Origin of the sequence: Flavobacterium sp. F52 (genome assembly GCF_000278705.1) — a bacterium.
Lineage (GTDB): Bacteria > Bacteroidota > Bacteroidia > Flavobacteriales > Flavobacteriaceae > Flavobacterium > Flavobacterium anhuiense.
Genome location: NZ_AKZQ01000024.1, coordinates 42,297 through 67,109, shown reverse-complemented (window position 1 = coordinate 67,109; position 24,813 = coordinate 42,297). Strand labels below are relative to the sequence as shown.

General features: G+C 33.9%; 24 protein-coding genes and 1 riboswitch. Of the genes, 14 read left to right on the top strand and 10 right to left on the bottom strand.

Features of this window, described 5'->3' with window-relative positions:
• Window positions 1-80 precede the first annotated feature (80 nt).
• Entirely contained in the window at window positions 81-992 is a 912-nt protein-coding gene (locus tag FF52_RS09300; protein WP_008464893.1) for a TIGR01777 family oxidoreductase, read from the top strand.
• A 3-nt stretch (window positions 993-995) separates the two neighbouring features.
• Here FF52_RS09300 and FF52_RS09295 read toward each other — a convergent pair whose 3' ends face one another.
• The 4 genes from FF52_RS09295 to rmuC form a co-directional block, all read right to left on the bottom strand.
• Window positions 996-1,562 (bottom strand): YceI family protein, encoded by a 567-nt coding sequence (locus FF52_RS09295; RefSeq protein ID WP_035691290.1) that lies wholly within the window; start codon window positions 1,560-1,562, stop codon window positions 996-998.
• 298 nt (window positions 1,563-1,860) lie between these two features.
• Window positions 1,861-2,256, bottom strand: a complete 396-nt coding sequence (locus FF52_RS09290; RefSeq protein WP_008464891.1) for a VOC family protein — start codon at window positions 2,254-2,256, stop codon at window positions 1,861-1,863.
• Between the two features lie 42 nt (window positions 2,257-2,298).
• Window positions 2,299-2,847, bottom strand: a complete 549-nt coding sequence (locus FF52_RS09285) for an acyl-CoA thioesterase (RefSeq protein ID WP_008464890.1) — start codon at window positions 2,845-2,847, stop codon at window positions 2,299-2,301.
• 88 nt (window positions 2,848-2,935) lie between these two features.
• Window positions 2,936-4,309 carry a DNA recombination protein RmuC gene (gene rmuC / locus FF52_RS09280; protein WP_008464889.1) on the bottom strand — a complete coding sequence of 458 codons (1,374 nt, stop codon included), beginning with the start codon at window positions 4,307-4,309 and terminating at the stop codon, window positions 2,936-2,938.
• Between the two features lie 181 nt (window positions 4,310-4,490).
• Here rmuC and FF52_RS09275 point away from each other — a divergent pair, with 181 nt between their 5' ends.
• Genes FF52_RS09275 through FF52_RS09255 form a run of 5 tightly spaced genes read left to right on the top strand, consistent with a single transcriptional unit; the run spans window position 4,491 to window position 8,661 of the window.
• On the top strand, window positions 4,491-5,366 hold the full coding sequence (locus FF52_RS09275; RefSeq protein WP_008464888.1) for a protease complex subunit PrcB family protein: 876 nt from the start codon (window positions 4,491-4,493) through the stop codon (window positions 5,364-5,366).
• Window positions 5,367-5,373: 7 nt separating this feature from the next.
• Window positions 5,374-5,772, top strand: coding sequence for a hypothetical protein (locus FF52_RS09270; RefSeq protein WP_008464887.1), 399 nt, complete (start codon window positions 5,374-5,376; stop codon window positions 5,770-5,772).
• Between the two features lie 39 nt (window positions 5,773-5,811).
• A complete protein-coding gene (locus FF52_RS09265) occupies window positions 5,812-6,375 on the top strand; it encodes an RNA polymerase sigma factor (RefSeq protein ID WP_316928756.1) in 564 nt (187 codons plus the stop codon).
• Window positions 6,372-8,126, top strand: a complete 1,755-nt coding sequence (locus FF52_RS09260; protein ID WP_008464885.1) for a hypothetical protein — start codon at window positions 6,372-6,374, stop codon at window positions 8,124-8,126. Before FF52_RS09265 ends, FF52_RS09260 begins: the two co-directional genes overlap by 4 nt.
• A gap of 25 nt (window positions 8,127-8,151) precedes the next feature.
• Entirely contained in the window at window positions 8,152-8,661 is a 510-nt protein-coding gene (locus tag FF52_RS09255) for a MepB family protein (RefSeq protein WP_008464883.1), read from the top strand.
• 50 nt (window positions 8,662-8,711) lie between these two features.
• Here FF52_RS09255 and FF52_RS09250 read toward each other — a convergent pair whose 3' ends face one another.
• The 3 genes from FF52_RS09250 to FF52_RS09240 all read right to left on the bottom strand — a co-directional run bounded on the left by FF52_RS09250 (window position 8,712) and on the right by FF52_RS09240 (window position 13,754).
• Entirely contained in the window at window positions 8,712-12,164 is a 3,453-nt protein-coding gene (locus FF52_RS09250) for a T9SS-dependent choice-of-anchor J family protein (RefSeq protein WP_008464881.1), read from the bottom strand.
• 307 nt (window positions 12,165-12,471) lie between these two features.
• Window positions 12,472-13,224 (bottom strand): SDR family NAD(P)-dependent oxidoreductase, encoded by a 753-nt coding sequence (locus tag FF52_RS09245; protein WP_008464880.1) that lies wholly within the window; start codon window positions 13,222-13,224, stop codon window positions 12,472-12,474.
• Between the two features lie 155 nt (window positions 13,225-13,379).
• A complete protein-coding gene (locus tag FF52_RS09240; RefSeq protein ID WP_008464879.1) occupies window positions 13,380-13,754 on the bottom strand; it encodes a hypothetical protein in 375 nt (124 codons plus the stop codon).
• Window positions 13,755-14,156: 402 nt separating this feature from the next.
• Between FF52_RS09240 and FF52_RS09230 the strand changes: the two genes are divergently transcribed.
• Both FF52_RS09230 and FF52_RS09225 read left to right on the top strand, forming a co-directional pair.
• Window positions 14,157-14,729 (top strand): pseudouridine synthase, encoded by a 573-nt coding sequence (locus tag FF52_RS09230; RefSeq protein ID WP_008464877.1) that lies wholly within the window; start codon window positions 14,157-14,159, stop codon window positions 14,727-14,729.
• A 66-nt stretch (window positions 14,730-14,795) separates the two neighbouring features.
• A complete protein-coding gene (locus FF52_RS09225) occupies window positions 14,796-15,254 on the top strand; it encodes a tRNA (cytidine(34)-2'-O)-methyltransferase (protein WP_008464876.1) in 459 nt (152 codons plus the stop codon).
• 134 nt (window positions 15,255-15,388) lie between these two features.
• Here the strand turns inward: FF52_RS09225 and FF52_RS09220 are convergent, their stop codons facing one another.
• The 3 genes from FF52_RS09220 to FF52_RS09210 are packed head-to-tail and all read right to left on the bottom strand — an operon-like array spanning window position 15,389 to window position 18,389.
• The gene (locus FF52_RS09220; protein WP_008464875.1) at window positions 15,389-16,165 is read right to left on the bottom strand and encodes an ABC transporter ATP-binding protein; all 777 of its coding nucleotides are present in this window, start codon (window positions 16,163-16,165) and stop codon (window positions 15,389-15,391) included.
• A 51-nt stretch (window positions 16,166-16,216) separates the two neighbouring features.
• Complete coding sequence (locus FF52_RS09215) at window positions 16,217-17,245, bottom strand: FecCD family ABC transporter permease (protein WP_008464874.1); 1,029 nt, start codon at window positions 17,243-17,245, stop codon at window positions 16,217-16,219.
• Between the two features lies 1 nt (window position 17,246).
• A complete protein-coding gene (locus FF52_RS09210; protein WP_008464873.1) occupies window positions 17,247-18,389 on the bottom strand; it encodes an ABC transporter substrate-binding protein in 1,143 nt (380 codons plus the stop codon).
• A 94-nt stretch (window positions 18,390-18,483) separates the two neighbouring features.
• Between FF52_RS09210 and FF52_RS09205 the strand changes: the two genes are divergently transcribed.
• From FF52_RS09205 to FF52_RS09180, 6 genes are all read left to right on the top strand, one after another.
• Window positions 18,484-18,846, top strand: coding sequence for a DUF5522 domain-containing protein (locus FF52_RS09205; RefSeq protein WP_008464871.1), 363 nt, complete (start codon window positions 18,484-18,486; stop codon window positions 18,844-18,846).
• Window positions 18,847-18,942: 96 nt separating this feature from the next.
• Entirely contained in the window at window positions 18,943-19,452 is a 510-nt protein-coding gene (cobU, locus tag FF52_RS09200) for a bifunctional adenosylcobinamide kinase/adenosylcobinamide-phosphate guanylyltransferase (RefSeq protein WP_008464870.1), read from the top strand.
• A 169-nt stretch (window positions 19,453-19,621) separates the two neighbouring features.
• Window positions 19,622-21,301, top strand: a complete 1,680-nt coding sequence (gene cobT, locus FF52_RS09195; protein ID WP_008464868.1) for a nicotinate-nucleotide--dimethylbenzimidazole phosphoribosyltransferase — start codon at window positions 19,622-19,624, stop codon at window positions 21,299-21,301.
• Between the two features lie 55 nt (window positions 21,302-21,356).
• On the top strand, window positions 21,357-22,142 hold the full coding sequence (locus FF52_RS09190; protein WP_008464866.1) for an adenosylcobinamide-GDP ribazoletransferase: 786 nt from the start codon (window positions 21,357-21,359) through the stop codon (window positions 22,140-22,142).
• Entirely contained in the window at window positions 22,127-22,660 is a 534-nt protein-coding gene (cobC, locus tag FF52_RS09185; protein ID WP_008464864.1) for an alpha-ribazole phosphatase, read from the top strand. Before FF52_RS09190 ends, cobC begins: the two co-directional genes overlap by 16 nt.
• 64 nt (window positions 22,661-22,724) lie before the next feature.
• A riboswitch (cobalamin riboswitch) is annotated at window positions 22,725-22,930 on the top strand.
• A 66-nt stretch (window positions 22,931-22,996) separates the two neighbouring features.
• Window positions 22,997-24,811, top strand: coding sequence for a TonB-dependent receptor plug domain-containing protein (locus FF52_RS09180; protein WP_237718545.1), 1,815 nt, complete (start codon window positions 22,997-22,999; stop codon window positions 24,809-24,811).
• Window positions 24,812-24,813: the final 2 nt, after the last annotated feature.

Sequence of the window (24,813 nt, the reverse complement as noted above, 5' to 3'; positions counted from 1 at the left end):
TTGCCATAAAGGTAAACATTGTTTAATTATCTTTACTAATCCTTAAACAAGTTAGACTGTTAAATATATTATAAACTATTATGGCTCAAAATGTTCTATTAACAGGCGGAAGTGGTTTCATTGGAAAACATTTGACAGATGTCCTGATCAAAGCAGGTTTTTCTGTGTCTGTCTTGAGCCGATCTGATAGAGAAGATACTCCAAGAGTTACATATTACAAATGGGACATCAAAAAAAACTATATTGACAAAAATGCAATTCTAAATGCCGATTACATTATTCATCTTGCTGGCGAAGGAATCGTCGAAAAAAGGTGGACTAAAAGACGTAAAAGAGCCATTATCGAGAGTCGTGTTAGACCTGTTGAAATGATTTATTCAATTTTAGAGAAAAACAATAAAAAACTAGAAGCCTTTGTTTCTGCTTCAGGAATCGGAATTTATGGTGCTATAACCAGTCATAATATTTGTACTGAAACCACTGCCCCAGCCGATGATTTTTTAGGCATAACTTGCCAAAAATGGGAAAATGCCGCAGATAAAATCGCTTCTTTACATATTCGAACAGTCAAAATTAGAACTGGTATCGTTTTAGGCAAAAACGAAGGTTTTCTAAAAAAGATGATTCCCACATTTAAATCTGGTTTTGGCGCCGTTTTGGGTTCTGGCAAACAATATCTCCCTTGGATTCATATTGAAGATTTATGCCAGATTTATTTAAAAAGCATTGAAGATACCAAACTGGAAGGCCCATACAACGCCTGCATAACAGACAATACAACAAATGCCCGATTTTCTAAAACTCTGGCTAAACTTTATGATTATAGTATATGGTTGCCTAAAGTTCCCCCTTTTGTATTAAAGATTATGCTAGGACAAATGAGCGTAGCTGTATTAACGGGACAGCGTGTTTCGTCAGAGAAAATTCAAAAAACCGGTTTTGAATTTCAATTTACTGATTTAGAAAAGACGCTTATTAATTGTATAAAATAACTTTTATTTTAAAGTCAGCATAGTCTCATCGCTGCGAATAATGCCCGTTAGTTCTGTATTGGCCGTTTGTGCAATTTTTGAAGCTATAGGAGTTGGAATATGAATATTAAAATCGGATACTGCAATTGGGAAATCTGAAATGATCTGGATTCCTTCTGGAACTCTTTTAATCAAAGCGTTCACCACAATCTCTTTTGATTTTCCGCGTAAATTAAGTTTCCCTTTAATCTCATATTGTTTTGCGACTTCAGTAATATCTTTTAAATCAAATTTCTGAATTTTCCCTTTAAATATGGCTTTAGGATAGCGATTGCTTTCCATGTAGTTTTCATTGAAATGCTCTTGCATTAGATTCAATTTAAAGCGAAAATCTTTGATGACAACAGTACAAATAAAAGTACTTGTTTTAGGTTCTAAAAGTATAGCAACCTGTCTATTTACTGCTTTCACTTCTTCATACAAAGGAACAGAGGCTTCAAAATTTATGGTACCTGTATTAGTGAAAAATTTGTCTTGGGCAATGACAGAAAAGGCGGTAAAAAGTAAAAATAATAAAGTAGTTGTTTTCATAATCGTCTGCATTTAAACAATTATGTCATTCAATTTGTTCTGATTAAGAGAAAATGAAAAATCAGATTTTAATAATCTGAAAAATTGAACGGCAATACTCAGTGAAAAAATTCCGTAACCCAATAATTACACTTAAAGTTACGAAATTTCCCTATTAAAAGTTCTGAGAGTAATGCTAAAAATTTGTGAATTTTTGCCGCATTAAAGGATTGTGAAAAAAGCCCCTACGGGACAAAATGTGGTGTGAATCAATATTTTGTCTCGTAGGGGCTTTACCATAATTTTTGACAAGGAATTTCTATGCTTTTACCTCTGTGCAAATTTCAATTAAAAAACCGTTTAAGTCTCTTGCATAAGCCACGATTTGTCCCCAAGGTTTTTCTACAGGTTCTGAAACTATAACTGCGCCGAAAGAAGTTGCTTTCTGCAAAACTTCAGGAACATTCTCTGTTATAAATCCAATTTCTATAGCAAAAGGCTTATCTTCTAGACTGCTTTCAATAAACCCGTCGGGTAAACTTTTTGAAGCTAATTTCTTCGAAGCAAACGAAAGTGTTGTTTCTCCTGTAATTAATTCGCCATAATCGCCTTCTGGCGTGACGAATTTTCTCGAAAAACCAAAAGCATTTTCATAAAACGCGATAGATTCTTCGACATTTTCAACGTATAAAATTGTATATCCAAACTTGACCATAATTTCTAATATTTAATATGTAATAACTAAATATAAGAAAATTTAGCTGATTTCTAGAAGCACATTATATTTTTCTAGACTTGCCAAATCTTCAATAGAATTTATATTGGCCAATTTTTCATGTTCTTCTACTTCTTTTCTAACTTCGATATGTTTTATTGCCTTTCTAAAACGGCGCACTTCTTCCAAATTTGACAAGATTAATCCTGGAACCTGAACACTTTTGCCTTCTTTATCTTTAGCAACCATTGTAAAATAAGACGAATTGCAATGTTTGATAACTCCTGTCTGAATATTTTCTGCTTCTACACGAATGCCGACAATCATGGAGCTTCTTCCAACATAATTTACAGAAGCCTTCATGGTTACCAATTCTCCAACTTCAATAGGTTTCAGAAAGTTTACCGTATCTACAGAAGCTGTTACGCAATAATTGCCGCTGAATTTTGATGCCGATGCAAAAGCAATCTGATCTAGTAATTGTAAAATATATCCTCCGTGAATCTTTCCGCTAAAGTTAGTATGAGATGGCAACATTAATTCTGATATACTAACTTTTGATGAAGAAACGGGTTTAAAATCTGTACTCATGTTTTTGTTTTTGGTATTTTTTTGATTAGTTGTATTCTATATTAGGTTGGTCTTTTTTCTTGTGTCTTTTCTCTTTTTACTTTCTCTTCTAATTCAATAATTCATTTTCATCTGAACTCGCTGCTCTTGCAATAATATTTTCAGGAAGTGACTTTTTAGCCTTTGCTCCCATTTTTTTCAATCTTTCTACGCTCGAAATCAGGTTTCCTTTTCCATCAACCAATTTATTCATAGCGCTTTCGTATTCTGTTTTGGTATCCTTTATTTTGTTTCCAATTCGAACTAAATCGGTTACAAAACCTTCAAATTTATCATACAAAGCTCCCGCTTGTCTCGCAATCTCTAAGGCATTTTCCTGTTGTTTCTGATTGGTCCACATACTGTCAATAGTTCGCAAAGTAGCCAAAAGCGTGCTTGGTGTTACAATGACAATATTTCGGTCAAAAGCTTTAGTGTATAAGGTTGGATCTTCGTTTAATGCAATGGCAAACGCGGGTTCCATCGGAATAAAAAGAAGAACAAAATCTGGGCTTTCCATTTGATATAAATCGTGGTAATTTTTACTGCCCAACTGCTCAACATGTCTTTTTATAGAAATAACGTGTTCTTTAAGAAATTCTATTTTTAAAAGTTCCGATTCTTCGTTTACCCATTTTTCATAAGCGGCAAGCGAAACTTTAGAATCGACAATCATTTTTTTACCGTCGGGAAGATTGATTACTACGTCTGGAAAAACGCGGTTTCCTTCACTATTGGTAAAACTTTGCTGTACTTCGTATTCTCTTCCTTTTTCTAATCCCGATTTTTCCAAAACACGCTCCAGCACCAATTCGCCCCAATTTCCCTGCATTTTGCTGTCTCCTTTTAATGCTTTAGTAAGATTTAAAGTTTCCTTGCTCATTTGTGCGTTCATTTCGCTCAAACCAATAATCTGCTGACGAAGCGCCGCATGATAATCGATGCTTTCTTTATGTGTCTGCTCTACTTTCTGTTCGAAAATCTGAATTTTATCCTGCAAAGGCGTCAGGATATTTTTCATATTTACAGTATTTTGTTCGGTAAACTTTGCCGATTTTTCTTCAAGAATTTTATTGGCCAGATTTTCAAATTCTTTAGTAAATTTTTCCTGCAGCTCATTAATTTCGCTTTTTTGTTCTTTATGGCGTTCCCATAAATTTTCAAAATCTACTTCTTTTTTAGAAAGCTGAATTGCTAAACTGTCTTTTTCTGTACGAATATTTTCTTTTTCAGAAATATTGAACTGAAGTTGTTTCTGAAAGTTACTTTTTTCATTTTCAAATTGCTCTTTTAGCATTTGCAATTGACCATTTAATGCATTTAATCGTTCTTCAGAAATAGCTTTTTCTGACTGAAACTTTGATGCAGAAAGCATTTTGCCTACGTAGATGCCCACAAAAAGCGCCACAACGAATCCTAATAAAAACGGTAAATAATCAGACATAACTAAGTTTGTTTTACGTAAAAGTACTCAATAATACGTAGTACTTAATTTTTAAAATGGAAATTTCACTAATTCATTTTCAAATCCAACTAAACCAACATTTTATTTAAAAAAAATTAAACCTCAACGCAACCTTTTTTTAAATGTGCTATCTACAAGATATAAACCTATTAAAATAATTATGAAAAAATTAATACTTGGCTTATTTGTAGCCTTTGGATTCAGTGCTTGTTCTCTTAATGATGGAAATAACTATGTAGATTGCGGAGCTAATACAGTTGTAAATTTTACTGGTTTTCCTTTCTTATGCAATTATAGTGTAAAATCTCAGCCTAATAATCCTGCCGCAGTTATTATTGCTTCTCAAGAAAAAATGAATGAGTATTTTACAAAACACGCGAACAGTTGTCCAGTCGCAAGTGATCCAAATATTGATTTTACAAAAGAATATTTAGTTGGTCTTTTCGCTGGTGCTAAACCTACAAGTGGTTATGATATCGTGATTAGCTCTATCGTAGAAAATAATTGCGAAATCGTTGTGAATTACTACGAAAAAGCCCCTGCTGTTGGCGAGAACGTAACACAAACTCCTACTTATCCTTCAGATTTTGTTTTAATTCCGAAGACAACAAAAGGAATGATTTTTAATAAAACAGTTGAAAGTGCAGACAATATGATTATTGGAAGCTTCTACAATCAATGTACTGGTGCAGACTGCCAAAAATTCTATCAGATTAACGATTATAATACTTTAAAATTCTTAAATGTTGGAGCTGGACAATATGACTTTAACCAATACAAATATACTCCAACAATTAAAAGAGGTGAATATACTTTATTATTAAAAAGTGTTCCTGCTGAAATTTTGGCTTTAAAAGGACAGACGAAAACCTACGGTTCTCCAGATGCTGCAGATCAAGGCGGAATTTATTTTGAACTGCGTCAAGGTGCAAGCGTTACAAAAGTTTATATCGACAACAATGACACTTCAGACCAAAGTGCAGAAATAAAACTTTTCAAGAAAGCAATTCAGGAAAAAATTACAAGTTTAAAATAACATGATTATGAAGAAACTCTTTTTATCTTTTATTATCTGTTTTCTTTTTATGTCAGTGATTTCTGTAAATGATTCTAAAGACGCTGCAGGATCAATAGTAAACACTTGGATATGGGAAAAATCTATCGGTGGTTCTGACAATCCTTATGTTGCAACACCAAAAACAATAGGATTTACTAAGAAAATTATCTTTACCGAAAATGGAAGAGTTATTACTTATAAAAACAATGTGGAGATTAGAAATAGTGCTTATCAGATAGAAAAAGGAAAGGGATATTTTGATCAGTCAGAACATGATCTAATTACGTTCGAAGGCAAAACTTACGTCATAGAAAACCTTGACAATCAAAACCTAACAATTGTAAGCAACAGTCAAGACGGTACTCGAACTATTTTTAAAAGATAGTTTTGTAAGCTATTTAGAACTATTTTTGCAAAATCAAATTTGAACCATTTCTTGAAAGACGAGTTAGAAAAATATATCAAACTGTGCATTAAAAATGACAGGGAGGGACAACTGAAAATTTATCAGTTGTTCTCTCCTGTTTTATATGGTATTTGTTTGAAATATATGAAGAACGAAGATGACGCGAAAGACGTTTTTCAGGAAGCATTTGTAATTGCCTTTCAGAAAATAAGCCAGTATAAATTTGAAGGAAGTTTTGAAGGCTGGCTCAAACGGATTTTTATTAATAAACTCATCGAAACTTTAAACAAAAAGAAAAAAGAGAGTTTCTTTTTAGATGTTTTTGATCCCGATACCGATTTTATAGAAGAAGAGGAACTGGAAGCTATTCCGATAGAACAGGAAAAACTGCTGGAATATATTCGAGATTTACCAGATCAATACCGGACGGTTTTTAACTTGTATGTTTTCGAAAAAATGAAACACAAAGAAATAGCCGAACTATTAAAAATCTCCGAAGGAACATCAAAATCAAATTTAAATCGCGCCAAACACATATTACAAAAGCGAATTTTGAGCATAAAAAATTTTAAGATAGCATGAAGAAGCAAAAAATAGAAGATATTTTTTCATCAATGGAAGACTTTTCGAGTGTTCCGCCTCCAGAATTGTGGAGTCAGATTGAAGAAAAATTAGACAAACCTAAAAAGAAGAAGAGAGTTGTTCTTTGGTGGTCGGCTGCTGCATGCTTATTATTAGGGTTGCTTCTGCCTTCAATTTTACATTTTACCGATTTATCTGAAAACACAAATATTAACAATGGCGATTTAGAAAACAGCAGAAATAGTATTGTTCTTGACAAAAACACAAACGATAATTCTAACGATAGAAATTTAGACCGAACTAAAAATGCTGACAAAAAAATAGATTCTTTAAATGGAAATCATACGAATAATCAATTCAATAATGAATCAGGAATTCAAGTTCAAGAGACTTCTGTAGCAGAAACAAACTCTAAGAACAAAAGCAGTAAAAAAGATTCAAAATCTAATATAGCGGTTCCTGCAAATGTTCCTAACCAATCTGTTGCCTATCAAAATTCAGGTTCGTCAGAAGAAAAATCGACTGTAAAATCTTCTAAAAAATCTAACACAGCGGTTCCAGCAAATGCTCCGAACCAATCTATTGCGTATCAAAATTTTGGTTCATCAGAAAACAAGTCGATTCTAAAATCTTCCAAAAAATCTGTTTTAGAAAACCATATAAAATCTTCGAATAAAGGAATTTCAGAAGAAAGAATTGCATTTGGGAAACAAAGCAAATTTAATTCTACAGCAAAAAAACAGCTTTCAAATTCTATTTTTGAAGAGCAGCTTTCTCTAAAAAACAATAAAAATATTGCTTTTAATAATCAAGGTTATTCTACAAACAACTCTTTTGCAAACAGCAACGCATACAATTCGAAAAATTCAGTTTCCGATAAAAATGAGACTAAGCGAACTGATAAAGCAGTTATAATAAAGGACGATCTTAAAATTACTAACAGTTTGAGCAAAACAGACTCTATGCAGTTGGCCGAGCTTCAAAATTTAGAAAAAGGAATTTTAACTCCTGAAAAGGAAAAAGAAGAAAAAGAAAAAAAGGACAATCTGATCAATAAAAAAGAAAGATGGGCAGTTGCGGTTTTTGCTGGTGTAGCAAGTTCTGAAAATACGAAAAACGAAAAAACATTAGGAAACGTAAACGATTCTAAACAATCTAATTCTTATGGTGTAAAAACAAAATACAACATTAACAAAAAATGGGCTGTAGGTTCTGGATTAAAAATTAGCGAATTGGGACAAAGCGTTGCCAATGTATCTTACGTAAGTGCCAAAAACAATGCTTTTTTTGCTCCTGCCGCTTCCTATGCCGACAGTAGTCCAGTTGCGTCATCAGATCCGTCAAGACAAGATTATCTTTTGATTTCGAATAGCACGAAAGAAGCTATGAAAAATGAAAACGTACAAACAGGTAAATTAGATCAAAATTTAAGATATGTAGAAATGCCTCTTGAGGTTTCTTATTCTGTTTTTAATAAAAATAAAGCTAGCATCAACTTAAATACTGGAGGTTTTGTAGGTAAATTAATTTCTAATAATGTGGCTCTAGATGGGCATTCCATTGGAGAAAACATGAACGCCAATGATTATGTTTATGGTTCTACTTTGAGCAGTACTGTTCAATATCGCGTGTACAAAAAGACCAATGTTTTTGTTGAACCTGCTGTAAATTATTATATCAATCCGCTAACCAGCCAGTCATTCAATCAGTTTCAATGGGGATTAAATTTTGGACTGAATGTTTCTTTCTAAATTGAATTTGCAGTAATTTTCGCAAATGAATTTTAGTATCGCCTCTCCTGATTTAGTATTAAGCAAAGAAAGCATTTTTAAGAAGGCTGATTTGCAAATAACCTCTTTTCAAAAGGAAAGCGAAAGCGAAGAATATAGCGCATTTCGTTTTCAATTAAATAACAGAAACATTTGCTATAGAGAAGCAAAAATTACCCCAACCAAAACTGGGCAGTTTGTTACTTTATGGAAACGAAATCAATCAGGAATAATTGAACCTTTTGATTATTCAGATACTATTGATTTTGTGATTGTGAGTGTTCGAAAAGATGAGAATTGGGGACAGTTTATTTTTCCGAAAAAGACATTATTAGAAAAAGGCATTTTTTCTACCGAAAAGAAAGAAGGAATCAGAGCAACGAGAGTTTATCCGCCTTGGGATGAAACCACAAGCAAACAGGCACAGAAAACACAAAAATGGCAGTTGGATTATTTTTTTAACTTTTCAGAGGAAAGTAAAATTGATATCGAGAAACTAAAAAAAGTATTTATATAAAAAAGGCAGTCTTAAAATAGACTGCCTTTCGTTTTTATAGAAAATCTCTATTATTTCTTAATGACTTTATCTTTAAAAATGACCTTATTGTTTTCCGTAACTGTATAAAAATATACTCCCGAAACTAGATTGCCAACAGCAACAACTGCTGTGCTAACTTCAGATTCATTCTTAACACTAATTGGATTTCCAATAGCACGACCATTAAAATCGTATAAACTGATTTTTAGATCTCTTCCTTGCGTTGCTGTTTTGATATCAAAATTCAACACGTCTGCAGCAGGATTTGGATATGCTTTTACAAAATATTTGTTTTTTCCAAAATCTGGCGTAGAAAGCACGTCTTGTTTTAATTCGAAACGAGCAATTACTGGCCCGTGATCTGAAGTTGTTGTGGTATAATTTGCAATATCATTTCTTGGATCATAAACTGCAATTGACTCCTCAATATAATCATCATTCAATTCATTTGAAATTAAAATATGATCTAAAAATCCTTGTGAACTTAAAAAACTATAAGCACCAGCTTTACTAATTTCTAAAGTTAAAGCATTATAATTAGCTGTATCGTCAACAAATTTCTGATAAGATGATGGTGTGTTTACATTTCCTACCCATGCTTCTACATCATCATTAAAATCTCCCAAAAGAATTAAATTTGAATCTGGATATTCAGCATCTAGCGCATCTTTTAGGTAGTCAATATCATACTTGCGCTGATTGTATTTTGAAATATCAGTTCCGCTGTTTGCACGTGCGTGAAGATCAATTAAGTTAATTTCTTTTTTAATTCCGCCAACATTAGCCTCAACCTGAACCAAATAAGGGAGACGTCCTGATGAGAAAAAGCTATCATCATTTTTTTGTGGAGTATCTGTTCCCGGATAACCTGGCAAAACTACAGTATTAGCACGAACTTGATCGTATAAATCTTTAAATAACACTTTTGTACTTTTTACAGTAGTTGTTTGGGTATTGTAAATTACAACCAATTTTTGAGGCGGAAAATAGGGATCTAAAGGCTCAAATGAGTAAGACCAAGAAGTTGAGATTGTCTTATCGAATGTTTTTCCGTTAACACTGATTTTTTGAATTAACGCATCTAATGCTGGCTCATCAGAAACTTCTTGAACTACATAAACATCTGCGTTTAATTTGTTCATTACTTTGGCCACGTTTTCTATTTGCAGCGCATCATTTGTTGGTCCAAATTCTTTACCAGTTGCATCTTTAGCATCTGTTCCAAAAAACTCTAAATTATAACTCACTACATCATAAGTATGTGCTTTTAATATAGAAGATCCAGTAAATGAACCTATTTCTTTGTTTAAAGAGGTTCCTGTAACAGTTAAAGCACCAGAAATAGTTGGCTCTTTGGTAGTTGGAGCAAATCTTGCATAAACTGTTTTTCCCGTTAATGCATCTGCAGAAGGAACAATGATACTTGATGCGAACGAAATATTATCTAATGACAATTCGTATGAAGCGGGAGCCGCAATAGTGATATCTCCATAGCCTGCTGCTGCAAAAACAAAAGTTTGACTAGCAGAAACCGAATTTGGACTTACATCCGCAAAATCTAAACGAGGGTTAGAATCCACATATTTTGATTCATCAATAATAGCAAAATCATCGAAAGACCATTCCGCAGCATTACCATTTCCGCCAGAAGTGGTTTCGTAAACCCAAGCCAAATACGTATGATCTGTCTTATAAGCTGATAAATTTATATATTCAGATTTTACATAACTTCCTGTCTCTTGCGGAAATCTTCCGTTTATCGGTGTCCAAGTTGCAGTATTTGGGTCACTGACTCCATCATAATTGGTTGAAACCATTAATTTTAAAGATGGACCATCGTAAAATTGACGAGAATAAAAAGATAATAATGGAATTTGAGTAAAACCATCTAAGCGTAATCTTGGAGAAATCAGCCAATCTTTACTTGCACCATTATCCGAAAATCCATTCATTAAAACGGCTCCAGTCCCTGAGTTCACATTACGCGACTGGTTCGTGTAAGCCCATTTGTTTATTGGGCCTGCTTCATTATATTGAGACCATTTGCTATTTGCAAAAACATTTGCATCGTCAAAATTCTGTACAAAAGGATTTACTCCAAGAGCTGTTAAATTAACTGTTTTGGTTGTACCTCCAGTTGTTTCATGAGTTATTGTACCTGTAAAACTACCAACTGAAGTTGGGGTGAATTTTACATATACTGTTGGCGTTGCATTAGAATCAAAATCAGCTGGAACAAATGATAAAATTGATGAGAATGAAATATTATCTTTTGAAATAGTAAAATTTCCCGACGCTGTAACTACTACATTTGCAGTAAGATCTGAAGCTCCAATCTGGTAGCTTTTTATTAAAGGATCATAATTAGGTTCAGTACCGCCCAAATTCAATATAGCAACAGATGGCGATATAGCAGGTGGCATTACATTTAATGTAGTAACATCTGTTTTACTAACTGAGGTTTGTAAATTATTATAAGGATCTTCAGAAATCGAGAAAACAGAATAAGTAGTACTTAAAGTTAATCCCGCAAAACTTTTTATATATTCCTGAGTCGGGTTTGTTACATCAAAAACTCCTGATTGCAAAGCTCCAGTTCCATTTGAATCTTGACCTGCTTTTATTTGCGCGACTGTTGGTTCAGCACTACCTGCAGGGAGTAAAACATAATAGGTTTTTCCAACTTCATCTATTTTATTAATAAAATCAAAGCTTTCTCCTAAAACATTAGCTGTTTTTGGGTAACCTAAAACATTTGTTGGCTCAAAAAGATCTTTTTCAATTTCTATATTATCAATTGCAAAAGATGGACGAGAACCAGCACCTGAAATTTGTCTGGAAATCCATCTAATTTGAACTTCAGGCTTGTCATCACATTCTGCAGGCAATGTAACTTTTATAATTTCATTCTTTTGAGGTGTGGTAGTACTTCCTGTCTGCTGCACTGTATTATTAGCATAAACTGTTCCCAATAAAGATGTAAACTCTCCTGTCGTTCCAATACGATATTGCAGTACCATTTCATTTATTCGGCTTGAAACTGGATTTCCAGACAATCCATATGGATTACGAATAGTCATCGCATCGTATTTAACTCTCACATTTGTTATTCCTGAAGTTGAGAAAGCAAAAGCAATAGTATAATCAACACTACCTGTGTTTAGAAAGCCTAGTTTCCCATCGTAATTATAGACATTCCCAGTACCAGAAGCCGCAGATGCTGGTGCGCTAGATGCGACAGCAGCTAAAACAGCATTGGCTGCCGGTGCAATAGTTTTAAAGTTAGCACCAGGCGATCCAGCAACTGTCCATCCTTGAAAACCAGCTGGATATGATGTAGTAATTCCTGCTATTAATTCCCCCAATTGCTGATTGATAGGTAATGTTTGCGGCGTTGGATTTGTCTGAGAAAAAAGATTTCCAGAAAAAAGACTAAAAAAACATAAAAGAGCCAAAAGGCGCGAAAAGTAGAGTTTTTTCATAGGTTAAAGAATAGAGTTTTTAGAGTTCAAATTTATCGTCTTTAAAGTTAAGGGAATATTACAAAACCATAAACTTAATGTTTATATTTTTATAAATATTTTTCATCAAAACTTAAAACAAGATTAAATATAATAAAATAAAACCAACAAAAAACACTTAAAACAAAACATTCTTCAAAATATCCAGCATTCCAAAAAGCCCCGAAAACGCTACACTTCTTACAAATAATGGATTTCTAAAAACAAAAAAAGCAGTAAACTTTCGCTTACTGCTTTACTAATTCAAAATAGTATTCTTTAAAAAATATTAAACTGCGGTATAGCCTCCATCCGCAATAATATAACTTCCTGTTGTAAATGATGATTTATCAGAATTTAGAAAAACTACCAATTCGGCAACCTCTTCTGCGGTTCCTAAGCGGTTCATTGCAGATTTTGCTGCAACGGCTTGCATCATATCCTTGTTAAGATTATCTTTTAAAAGTGCTGTTTCAATATAACCAGGTCCAACAGCATTGCATCGAATGTTTTTCTGGGCATATTCTACTGCAATATTTTTTGTCAAACCAACCACACCGTGTTTACTCGCTGTATAGGCAACGCTATTTGGCGCAGCAACTTGTCCATGAATTGAGGCAATATTAACAATGCTTCCTCCACCATTTTTCTCCATTTGCTCCAATTGGTAACGGCAGGCATAAAAAACACCGCTTAAATTAAGTGCAATAACTTTATCCCAAGCTTCTGGCTCATATTCGCCAGTTGGTTTTGCCGGGCCTCCCATTCCTGCATTGTTGCAGGCAATGTCCAATCGGCCGTATTTAGAAACTGTCACCTCAACCATATGTTTATTGTCGGCCGCACTCGACGAGTCTCCTTTTATGAAAAAAGCTTCTCCGCCCTTTTCCTTTATCATTTTTACGGTTTCTTCACCGTGTTCTACATTTATATCAGCTACTACTACTTTTGCTCCTTCTCGAGCGTAGGCTTCTGCCACCACGCGTCCGATTCCTGAACCGCCGCCAGATACAAAAGCTACTTTATTTTCTAAAAGTGCCATTTTATATATGTTTTTAAATTGATTCCTCTAATTTACGAAGATATCAACCGACATAAAAGCTTTGAATAGAGTTTAAAATAACATTAACGCGAACCGCTAATGTTATGTTATTTGACATTAAATTGACGCAATTTTGTTGAAAATTTCGTATTGTCTTATTCTTCCTCGTCTAATTTCATATTTCCACGATCTTTATGATTATCTGGATGTGAGTTCGGATATCGATTTGGAGTTATATCGGAATTATGATCTTTGTTCTCAACCGTTTTATTTGCCTCTTCTTCCGTTTCAACTCCGCGGTTTGCATTTGGGTTATCTGGATTTATTTGATGAAGCGCTTTATTAATATCTTCATTCTCGTTACGGGCTCTCTCTACAATCTTTTTATCGCCATCTGCATCTGTAACCAATTCTTTATTCAATTTGGCATCTTTTAGTTCTTTGTCGTGCGAAACGTTTTTTCCTTTAGATTCATCAATATTTTTCTGCGTTCCGTTTATTTTTTTTGTTCCTAAATCATTCGTTTCCATGATAATATTATTTTTTAGATTCAATTTTATAATATTACAAATTGTAACCACTAAACACATTATGACTTCATATTGCTTTTCTTTTATAATTGCCATCTGCTTTTTTATTCATTACCTTTATTTAAAGCAACTTAACAACCGTAATTATTATGAATTTCTTTAAAATTAAAACTAGCTGGTCCAATTCTGAATTTATCTTAATCAAGCTTTGCATGGCTTCTGCATACATTTTGGTCGGAAGTTATTTTCATCAATTTTTCGAAAACTATTACCCCATTTTAATTTCCATTTTTACAGTTACTGTAATTTGGTTTGTCTACCAATGGCTAAAAAAAATGAAATCACAAAAGCTGTAATTGGTTTTAATTTTAGGAAAGGAACTATCTTCGCAAAAAATTAAAAATGCACCGACACTTTATTCTTTTTAAACCTTACGGCTATTTGAGCCAATTTATTTACGAATTAAAAAGAAAGAAAAAACTTTTGGGCGAATTGCATGATTTCCCAGAAGGAACAATGGCAATTGGAAGACTGGACGAAGATTCTGAAGGATTGCTTCTTTTGACTACTGATGGAAATATGAGCGAACTCGTTCGAAGTAAAAAAGTTGAAAAAGAATATTACGTTCAGGTTGATGGATTAATTACGCCAGGAGCAATAGAACAATTGCAAAATGGTGTAGAAATCGGACTTGATGGCGGAAAATATAAAACGAAACGCTGTAAAGCATCTATCGTTACCGAAATTCCCGATTTTGGAGCGAGAGCCAAAAAAATAAGAGACGAGCGTCATGGTCCGACTTCTTGGGCATCCATCACGGTAAGAGAAGGAAAATTTCGTCAAGTTAGAAAAATGACCGCTGCAGTTGGCTTTCCTACGTTACGTCTAGTTCGCGTTCGAATAGGAAATGTATATTTGCAAAATCTAAAAGCAGGTGAAGTTTTGGAAGTTTCCGATTTTCAATTAGATAATTAGAAAATGTGTCAATTAGATAATTTCCATAAACTCATAACTTATAACTCATAATTCATAACTAAAAAGATGTTAAACGTTGTTCTTGTAGAACCAGAAATACCAAATAATACCGGAAATATTGGCAGATTGTGTGTAGGCACAGAAAGCCGTCTTCATTTAATTCATCCCTTCGGATTTGTGATCAATGACAAAAATCTGAAACGTTCTGGATTGGATTATTGGGTTCATCTTGATGTAACAGAATATCAAAACGTAGAGGAATGGATTGCACAGATTCCAGATCATTCTCGTGTATTTTTAATGAGTTCGCATTCTGAAAAATCCTATTTAGAAAATGAATTTCAAGATGGTGACTGGCTGGTTTTCGGAAAAGAAAGCGTTGGTTTGAGCAAAGAATTTATGGCAAGATTCGAAAATCATTTGACGATTCCTATGTCACCGCTTATTCGCAGTTTTAATATTGCCAATTCGGTTGCTTTTGTGGTTGGAGAAGCGAAGAGACAAATTGGATTGAAGAAAGTTTAATCGTTTATCTGTTTAATAGAAAAAGCTTCTTCTGAAAACGAGACTTCTAGCCCTGATGGAAGCGGCATCCTTTTGTGGCGGGGTTCGCCACAAAAGATATAGCGAACAGCAGGATTAGCTCCTTAAAAAAAAAACTAACTCACAATAAACTTCCCTTTTTCAGCATCAAAAATAATATGTTCGTCTTTGAACAAATTGCTGAAACTTCCATTCGAAATTAAATTACAAGGCTGATCTTGCACTATATTTTCTGGCGTCATCATAATCATTTCATCACTTAACTGAATGGCCAAATCAATATCATGTGTGGAAAACAAAATGCTTTTTTGAGTTTCTTGTGTCAGTTTTTTCAGTAATTTAAACAAAGAAACTTTATGTAATAAATCAAGATGCGTTGTTGGTTCGTCTAGAATGATTAATGGCGTATCTTGTGCCAAAGCTCGTGCAATTAAGACTTTCTGTAATTGTCCATCGCTAATCTGAAAATGTTTTTTTGAAGCTAAATGTTCGATTTGCGTCAAATTCATTGCTTCATGAACTTTTAGAACATCTTCGTCAGATAATTTATCAACCCAATCGGTATAAGGCTGGCGACCCAAAGCGACTAACTCAAAAACAGAAAGATTACTTGGCGGCAGTTTTTCGGTTAAAACTAAACTTAGATTTTGCGCCAATTCTAAAGGCTGATAGTCTGAAATATTCCTTTCGTTCAAATAAACATTTCCCGATAAAGGTTTCTGAATTCCAGTAAGCGTTCGTAATAAAGTTGACTTTCCAATCCCGTTTGCTCCTATTAAAGTGATTAATTTACCAGCTTCAAGATTTAAATTAAGATTCTCAGCAATGGTCGTAACTCCTTTCTTGGATTTGTATCCAATATTTAAGTTTATGGTTGATAGAATAGTTCTCATTTTTAAAGGTGCTAAGGTTCTAAGATGCTAAGTTTTTTCTAGGGCTAAATATTACTGAAAATTCCTTTTTCTAACTAAAAGCCAAATAACCACCGGCGCACCAATTATAGAAGTTACGGCATTTATTGGAAGCGTAACATCAAAACCTGGCATTTGCGAAACAATATCGCAAAACAGCATTATTATGGATCCAAAAAATAAAGTGCTCCAAAACAAAATAGTATGATTACTGGTCTGAAAAGTCAATTTTGCAATATGAGGAACTGCTAAGCCGACGAATGCAATGGGTCCGGCAAAAGCTGTAATAGCTCCTGATAATATACTAGTTGCAAAAATGATGACTAATCTTGCTTGTTTAAAATTCAATCCCATACTTTTTGCATAGTTTTCTCCAAGAAGCAAGGCGTTTAATGGCTTGATGCTTTTGGCACTCAAAAGCAATCCTATTCCAATACAGAATGTTAAAATTACAATAGTTGTCCAAGAAAGATTTCCAAGATTTCCCATTGACCAGAAAGTAAATTTCTGAAGCTGTTCTGCCGTGCTAAAATAAGTTAAAACACTTACAATTGCTGTGGTGAAACTTCCAAACATTAAACCCACAATTAAGATGGCCATAGTATCTCTCAATCGCTGTGAAACCACTAAAACTAGAAATAAAACCAACGTGCTTCCTAAAGTAGATGCCAAAACAATTCCGTAAGAAGACAATGCAATTACACTCAGAAAAGAAGGCAGAAATCCTGCGCCCAAAATAACAAATGCAACGCCAAGACTTGCTCCTGAGCTTAATCCTAAAACATAAGGTCCAGCAAGCGGATTTCTAAATAAAGTCTGCATCAAAAGTCCGCTCATAGAGAGTCCTGTTCCGACTAAAACTGCAGTAATCGCTTTTGGCAAACGATAATTAATGATAATATATTCCCAAGTCGATTTTGCTGCCTCACCACCAGTTAAACTCGCAAAAACATCTTTTAACGGAATTGTAACCGATCCTAAACTAATGCTCGCAAAAAACATTAGAAAAAGTCCCAAAGTCAATACGACAAATAAAATGGTATTTCGTTTTTTATTCGCCAATTTAATTCAGTTTTGATGCAAAAGTAAATTCGTAGCCCGCCAATAAATCGGGATGAAAAATCTTGATATAATCTTTCAACACCAAATCAGGACGGCTTGGCGCCAATTCGTAGTAAACTGTTCCGCCTGTTGCTCCTAGCTTTCCTTCAAAATTGTATATCGTTTTATTTTTGAAAGCGTCAAATTCTGCGTAATGCGGATTTGCTTTTTGCAATTCGTCTAAACTTTTAAAAGATCCAGAAGCAATCCAAACATTAGCCGTTTTCGCTTTATCTAAAACTTTTTCAAAAGACAAACCTTCACTTCCAGTTCCTTCTAAATCGGCCCATAAATAATTAGATTTCGCATCTTTCATAAACTGCGCCACCCAGCTGTTTCCTTTGGCAACGTACCAAACATCTTCGTACATTGAACCGTATAACACTTTTGAAGTTGCAGGTTTATCGACAACGAGTTTTTTTGCCTGATTATAGCTTTCAACAATTTTATCAAAAAGTTCTTTTGCTTTATCTTCTTTTCCAAACAGAGCGCCGTAAAGCTTAATCCATTCTGCTTTTCCAAGCGGAGACTGTTCCATCCAATCGCCTTGAATAAGCACTTTCAAACCGCTTTTCTTCAAATTATCCAACATCGGATTATTATTATCAACTCCAAAAGTAACAATCAAATCTGGCGATAATTCTATTAATTGTTCGATGTTCAGTTTTTCATTTTGTCCAACGTTTTTGACAGAACCTTTATCAATTAATGCACGTGTTTTTTCTGAAGAAATATAATCGGTATGTGGAAATCCGACTAGTTTATTCTCCACTTCGAGCATTTCTAGAAAAGGAATATTTGTTGTTGAAGTTACCACAACACTTTCTAAAGGAACTTTTATCGCAGGATATTTTTTTAAACTGTCTGGAATTTGTGCTCCTTTTTCTTCCAAAATGTAAGTAAATTTTCCCTTAGCATTTGGCCACGGATTCATCACATTTACAATTGAATAGCCTTCGTTTTTTACAATTGAAAGTCCAGATGCAAATTCGATGCTTTCTTTGGCAACGGTAGATTTTACTGCCTCTTGCGCTTCATTCTTTTTACAACTAATTACTACAAAAAGTAAAAAAACGACTGGTAATTTATGGAAAAAATATTTCATATTTTGTGTTTTGTGTGGGCACAAAGGTAAATCAATTTCTATTTTTTTTGTTTACCTTTATTCGTACAAATTTAAACAAATAGCCTTTTATTTGATGAATGTACCAAAAACAAAAATCTGCTCCAGCTGTGAAACCGCTTTTTCTTGCGGCGACGTTTCACCTGAAAATAAGTGCTGGTGTAATGACTACCCTCCTATTTTTAATCTTGCCGACGGAGGTGATTGCCTTTGTCCTGAGTGTTTTAAGGAAGCTTGCGAAGATAAAATTGATGCTTATATTGAAACCATAACTCCAGAAAAGGCGCTTAAGAATAAAGCTATGCTATTGCCAAAAACCAATCATTTGATTGAAGGCATCGATTATTATATCGAAAATGGCAATTATGTTTTTAAAGCTTGGTTTCACCTAAAAAGAGGAACCTGTTGTGGAAATAACTGCCGACATTGCCCGTATTAGGAGTTATGAGTGATAAATTATGAGTTAGTCTTCATAATTATTTTATAACTTGCCCAAACTCATAATTCATAATTCAAAACTCATAATTAATAAAAAATGATTTACTTGATAACTGGCGGCGAGCGCTCTGGAAAAAGCGGTTATGCACAGAAATTGGCTTTAGAACTTTCCAACTCTCCTTTTTATGTAGCAACTGCCAGAAAATGGGATGATGATTTCCAAAATCGAATTGACCGTCATCAAAAGGAAAGAGACGAACATTGGACGAATATTGAAAAGGAAAAATATTTAAGTGAAATTGATTTTTCTGGAAAAACTGCTTTAATTGATTGTGTAACGCTCTGGCTAACTAATTTTTTTATTGATACTAAAAATGACGTAGAGTTAAGTTTGGAAGAAGCAAAAAAAGAATTTCTTGCTATCGCTAAACACAAAAATGCGAATATCATTATTGTGACAAATGAAATTGGCATGGGAGTCCATGCAGAAACTCATATCGGAAGAAAATTCGTTGAACTCCAAGGTTGGATGAATCAGTTTCTTGCTACAAACGCAGATCAAGTTGTATTGATGGTTTCTGGAATTCCAGTTAAAATAAAAGGATAACAAACTTCAATATCAATAACAATTTCAAAAATCAATATTCTCATTGATTTTAAAATAAATTCTAAATATTACGTCCTAATTGCAAAATGAATATTTTAACTTTACAAAAAATAAAGATTTCAGGATTCACATTGCCATTGATTTTTGAAATTGTCATTGATTTTTAAAAATGAGCAATTTAGACGATATATTAAAATCACGCCGCGACACACGACATTTTACAGCCGATGAAGTTCCAGATGAAGTAATTCAGAAAGCTTTACAGGCTGGACATTGGGCACCATCTGTTGGACTAACCGATGCGACAAGATATTATATCATTAAATCAGATGAAGTTAAAACGTCTATTAAAAAGCTTTTTTTAGACTACAATAAAAAAGCCGAGGAACTAACCGACAATCCCAAACAGAAAGAACTTTACAGATCACTTAAACTAGAAGCTATCGAAGAAGCGCCAATCGGACTAATCATTGCTTATGACCGTTCTGTTTTAAATCAGTTTACGATTGGAACTATTGGCAGTAATGAAGCGGTGAAATTCAGCACAGTTTGTGCGGCGCAAAATATTTGGCTTTCGCTTACAGAACAAGGTTACGGAATGGGCTGGGTTTCGATTCTCAATTATTATCAGTTTAAAAAAATCCTTAATTTACCCGAAAATATAGAACCGCTTGGTTATTTCTGCATTGGAAAACCAGCTACCAATTATAACAATCAGCCAATGCTGCAGCAATTGCATTGGAAACAAAAACTGGAAGCTCCTATTTGTACAGAAATCAATGAAATTCATCAATTAAATATTTCCACTTTTGAAGTCAAATCAGAAAATCCTATCCAAAACCAATCTGATTTCCATACTCTTTTGCAAGACAAAATAGATTCGAAAACCAAACCTGTTGGCTCTTTGGGAACTTTGGAAGCATTGGCTTTTCAAATGGCAACCGTTTTCGAAACTTTGAATCCAAAAATCTTAAAACCTAATATTGTAGTTTTCGCTGCCGATCACGGAATCGCAAATCATGGTGTAAGTGACTATCCACAAGATGTTACGCGACAAATGGTCAATAATTTTCTCGATGGTGGCGCAGCAATAAACGTGTTTTGCAATCAGAATAATATCGAATTATCAATTGTAGATTCGGGCGTTAATTATGATTTTCCAACCAATGCAAAGTTAATAGATGCAAAAATTGCCAAAGGAACTCAGTCATTTCTTCATGTTCCGGCAATGAGTGAATCTGAAGTTCAGTTATGTTTTGAGAAAGGAAAATCGATTGTTGAAAATATCGCAAAATCTGGTTCAAATTGTATTGGTTTTGGCGAAATGGGAATTGGAAATACCTCGACAGCTTCTGTTTTAATGAGTCTTTTAACCGATTTTCCTATTGAAGATTGTGTTGGAAAAGGAACTGGAGTTGAAAACGAAAAACTACTTCTAAAACAAAATCTACTCAAAAAAGCAATTGAAAGTTATTCCGGTCAAGCCGAAATACTATCGCAACTCTCCTATTTTGGAGGTTTTGAAATTATTCAAATGGCTGGCGGAATGCTGAGTGCTTTTGAAAATAAAATGCTAATTCTGGTGGACGGTTTTATTTGTACTGTTTCCTATTTGATTGCTTTTAAAATAAATCCGAATATCAAACAAAATGCTGTTTTCTGCCATTGTTCTGCCGAAAAAGCACATTCAGAATTATTGAATTATCTGGGAGCAAAACCTATTTTAAATCTCGATTTACGTTTGGGAGAAGGAACGGGCTGCGCTGTTGCTTTTCCTATTTTAAAATCGGCCGAGGCTTTTTTGAATGAAATGGCTAGTTTTGAAAGCGCGGGAGTAAGTAGGAAATAATTTTCAGTCTCGATCTCAGTTTACAGTCATAAAATTACAATTACCAATTTTATAAATGAAAAAAGAACTACACATTTTCTTCACCTGTTTAATGTTTTACACAAGAATTCCATGTCCAAAAAACATTACGCATCATCCAGATTATTTAAATAAAGCGACAAGATATTTTCCTTTTATCGGATGGATTGTCGGGACTATTTCATTTTTGGCCTATTCTATATTTGCCCAATTTCTTTCATCAGAAATTGCTGTTATACTAGCGATTATTGCTTCTATTTTAACAACGGGTGCTTTTCATGAAGACGGATTCGCTGATGTCTGTGATGGATTTGGTGGAGGCTGGACCAAAGAAAAAATCTTAATGATTATGAAAGATAGTGCAATTGGCGCCTATGGAGCAATTGGATTGGTTTTGCTTTTTTTATTAAAGTTCAAACTCCTTTCAGAATCCGTTTTACTTTTTACTAATAACATTTTACTAATTTTCCTTTTATTTATTTCTGCACATTCTATAAGTCGCTTGGCAGCAATCAGCATTATTTTCACGCATGAATATTCTCGTGATGATGCTTCGAGCAAAAGCAAACCGATTGCAAAACAATATACTTGGAAAGAAGTTTTTGGCTCTTTCTTTTTTGGATTAATTCCTTTGATTGCATTTTCTTATTTTGACTTGAAATTTCTTCTTGCTATAATTCCTGTTTTCATAACACGCTATTTTTTAGCTCGCTATTTCCAGAAATGGATTGACGGATATACGGGAGATTGCCTTGGAGCCACGCAACAGGTATGCGAAGTGGTATTTTACTTAAGCATTTTATTTTTATGGAAATTTATCTAGTTCGTCATACCGAAACCATTTGCGAAAAAGGAATCTGTTACGGACAATCTGATGTTGACATTGCCGTACCATTTGATGAAATTTTTGACCGAATTATTTCTGAACTTCCTTCGAAGGCAATTATTTTCTCTAGTCCGTTAAAGCGCTGCGTTATTTTAGCAAAACATATTCAAGAAAATATAAAAGCCATTTCTTACCAGGAAGACGAGCGTTTAAAAGAGATGAATTTTGGAGATTGGGAATTAAAAAGCTGGAACGAAATTCCTTCAGAAGAACTTAATCCGTGGATGGAAGATTTTGTAAATATTAAAGTTTCAAACGGAGAATCTTTTGTCGAACTCCATGAAAGAGTTGGTCAATTTTTATCTGAAGCCATTTCTACAACAAATCAGCCAATTATAATTGTTGCTCACGCCGGAATCATCAGAAGCATTTTATGCCATCAGAGTTCACTGCCTTTAAGGGATGCTTTCAACAATAAGGTTGATTTCGGGCAAGTTATAAAAATCGATTTTTAATAAAAATTGTTTGTGTTTTTCATGAAACGTAAAACAAATTTGAATAATCAATATTTTTAACTTTATCTTTGCAGCAAATTAAGGTTGTGTTTTTGATTTAAAAACACATTAAAAGGGAATCAAGTAAATTCTTGAGCTGTACCCGCAACTGTAAGCTAAGTTCTAAACGAATGCTTGCTGTTAACTACAAACCACTGTTCCGCCACGGCGAATGGGAAGGTAAACAGCAAGACGCAAGCCAGGAGACCTGCCTTTGTAAACAATTATCGAGCTCTCGGGAAAAAGAGCGAAGAAATTATGACTATAAAACGATTTTTTACTTTTTGCTTATTTGTGATGTGTCAGATTATTTTGGCGCAAAACGATTCTATTACCAGTCTTAAAGAAGTTTTGGTTTCAGATAAAAATTTAAGGACTTACTCTGCTTCACAATCCGTTTTAAAACTGAATGATTCTATAATCAATAAAAACGAAGCGCTCTTAACCGATTTATTAAATTTCAATTCGACTCTATATTTTAAAGAATACGGACGCGGAATGCTTTCTACAGTTTCTTTCAGAGGAACAACTTCTTCTCAGACAGCAGTAATCTGGAACGGAATTAATATTAATTCTCAAATGAATGGGAGCACGGATTTTAATACTATTTCTGGCGCTGACTATAATTCTATAAGTGTAAAAGCGGGCGGTGGAAGTGTTATTTATGGAAGCGGTGCAGTTGGAGGAACCGTGCATTTAAATAACGATTTGTTGTTTTTTAATCGATTTGAGAATAATCTAAGACTAGATTACGGTAGTTTTAATACGATCGGAATTAATTACAAAACTGCTATTTCCAACAAAAAGTGGAGTGCTCAAATAGGATTTTCTAAAAACAGCTCGACAAACGATTATAAATATTTAAATCGATATACTTGGAGAGGCGAACAGAGATGGAATCAGAACGGGCAGTATGATATTATTACTTTGAGCGCTAATGCCGGATACAAATTCAACGAAAATCATATTTTAAAACTTTACAGCCAGACTTCAAACACTGATCGAAATACTTCTTTGATTACAGAATCTGAAACAAAAAGCAAATATATAAACGGTTTCAATAGAAATCTTTTGGAATATGATGGAACGTATGGAAAAATAAAAACCAATTTCAAAACGGCTTATATTTTCGAAAACTATCAATATTTTGCCAATAACGCTTTAAAAAATTATACCTACGGAAAGACCGAAAACTTAATTACAAAGCTTGATGTCGATTATCACTTATTTAAATCAACTCACATAAACGGAATTGCAGACTATAGCAGAACAAACGGTTACGGAACTAGTTTTGGAAGCCATATTCGAGAAATCAGTTCTGCCGCTTTATTAGTTAGACAAGGTTTTGGCACAAATTGGAAAAACGAATTAGGCATTAGAAAAGAATTTACAAATAATTACAAATCGCCTATTTTATTCAATTTAGGATCTTCTTATAAATTTAATGATTGGTATAATCTGAAACTGAATGTTTCTCGAAACTTCAGAATTCCAACATATAATGATTTGTATTGGGATGAAGGAGGAAATCCAAACTTAAAGCCTGAAAGCTCTTATCAGGGAGAAATTGGCAATGTTTTTACATTCAAAAATCTGACTTGGACGCAGAATTTTTATTATATGAAAATTACCGATATGCTGCAATGGGTTCCAGGTACAAACGGAATTTGGACTCCCCAAAACCAAGATAAGGTAATTAGTTATGGAACCGAAACCCTATTGGGCTGGAAGAAAAGCTATGACAAAAATATTTTTGCTGTAAACGCTACCTATGCTTATACGGTTTCGCAAGATGAAAAAACTAAAAATCAGATCTTTTTTGTTCCATTCAATAAAGCTACAGGAGCTGTTTCGTATTCTCGAGATAAAATAAGCGCATATTACCAAATCCTTTATAACGGATTTGTTTACACGAGAGCCGATAACGATCCTGATGAAATCATTAACGATTATACGGTTTCAAATATCGGAATCGATTACGATCTAAAATTTTTAGATTCTTTCAAAGTAGGTTTTCAAGTTTTAAATCTTTTCAATAAAGATTACGAAAGTCTAGAAAACAGACCAATGCCTGGTCGCAATTTCAATGTGTATTTAACCTTAAAATTTTAATA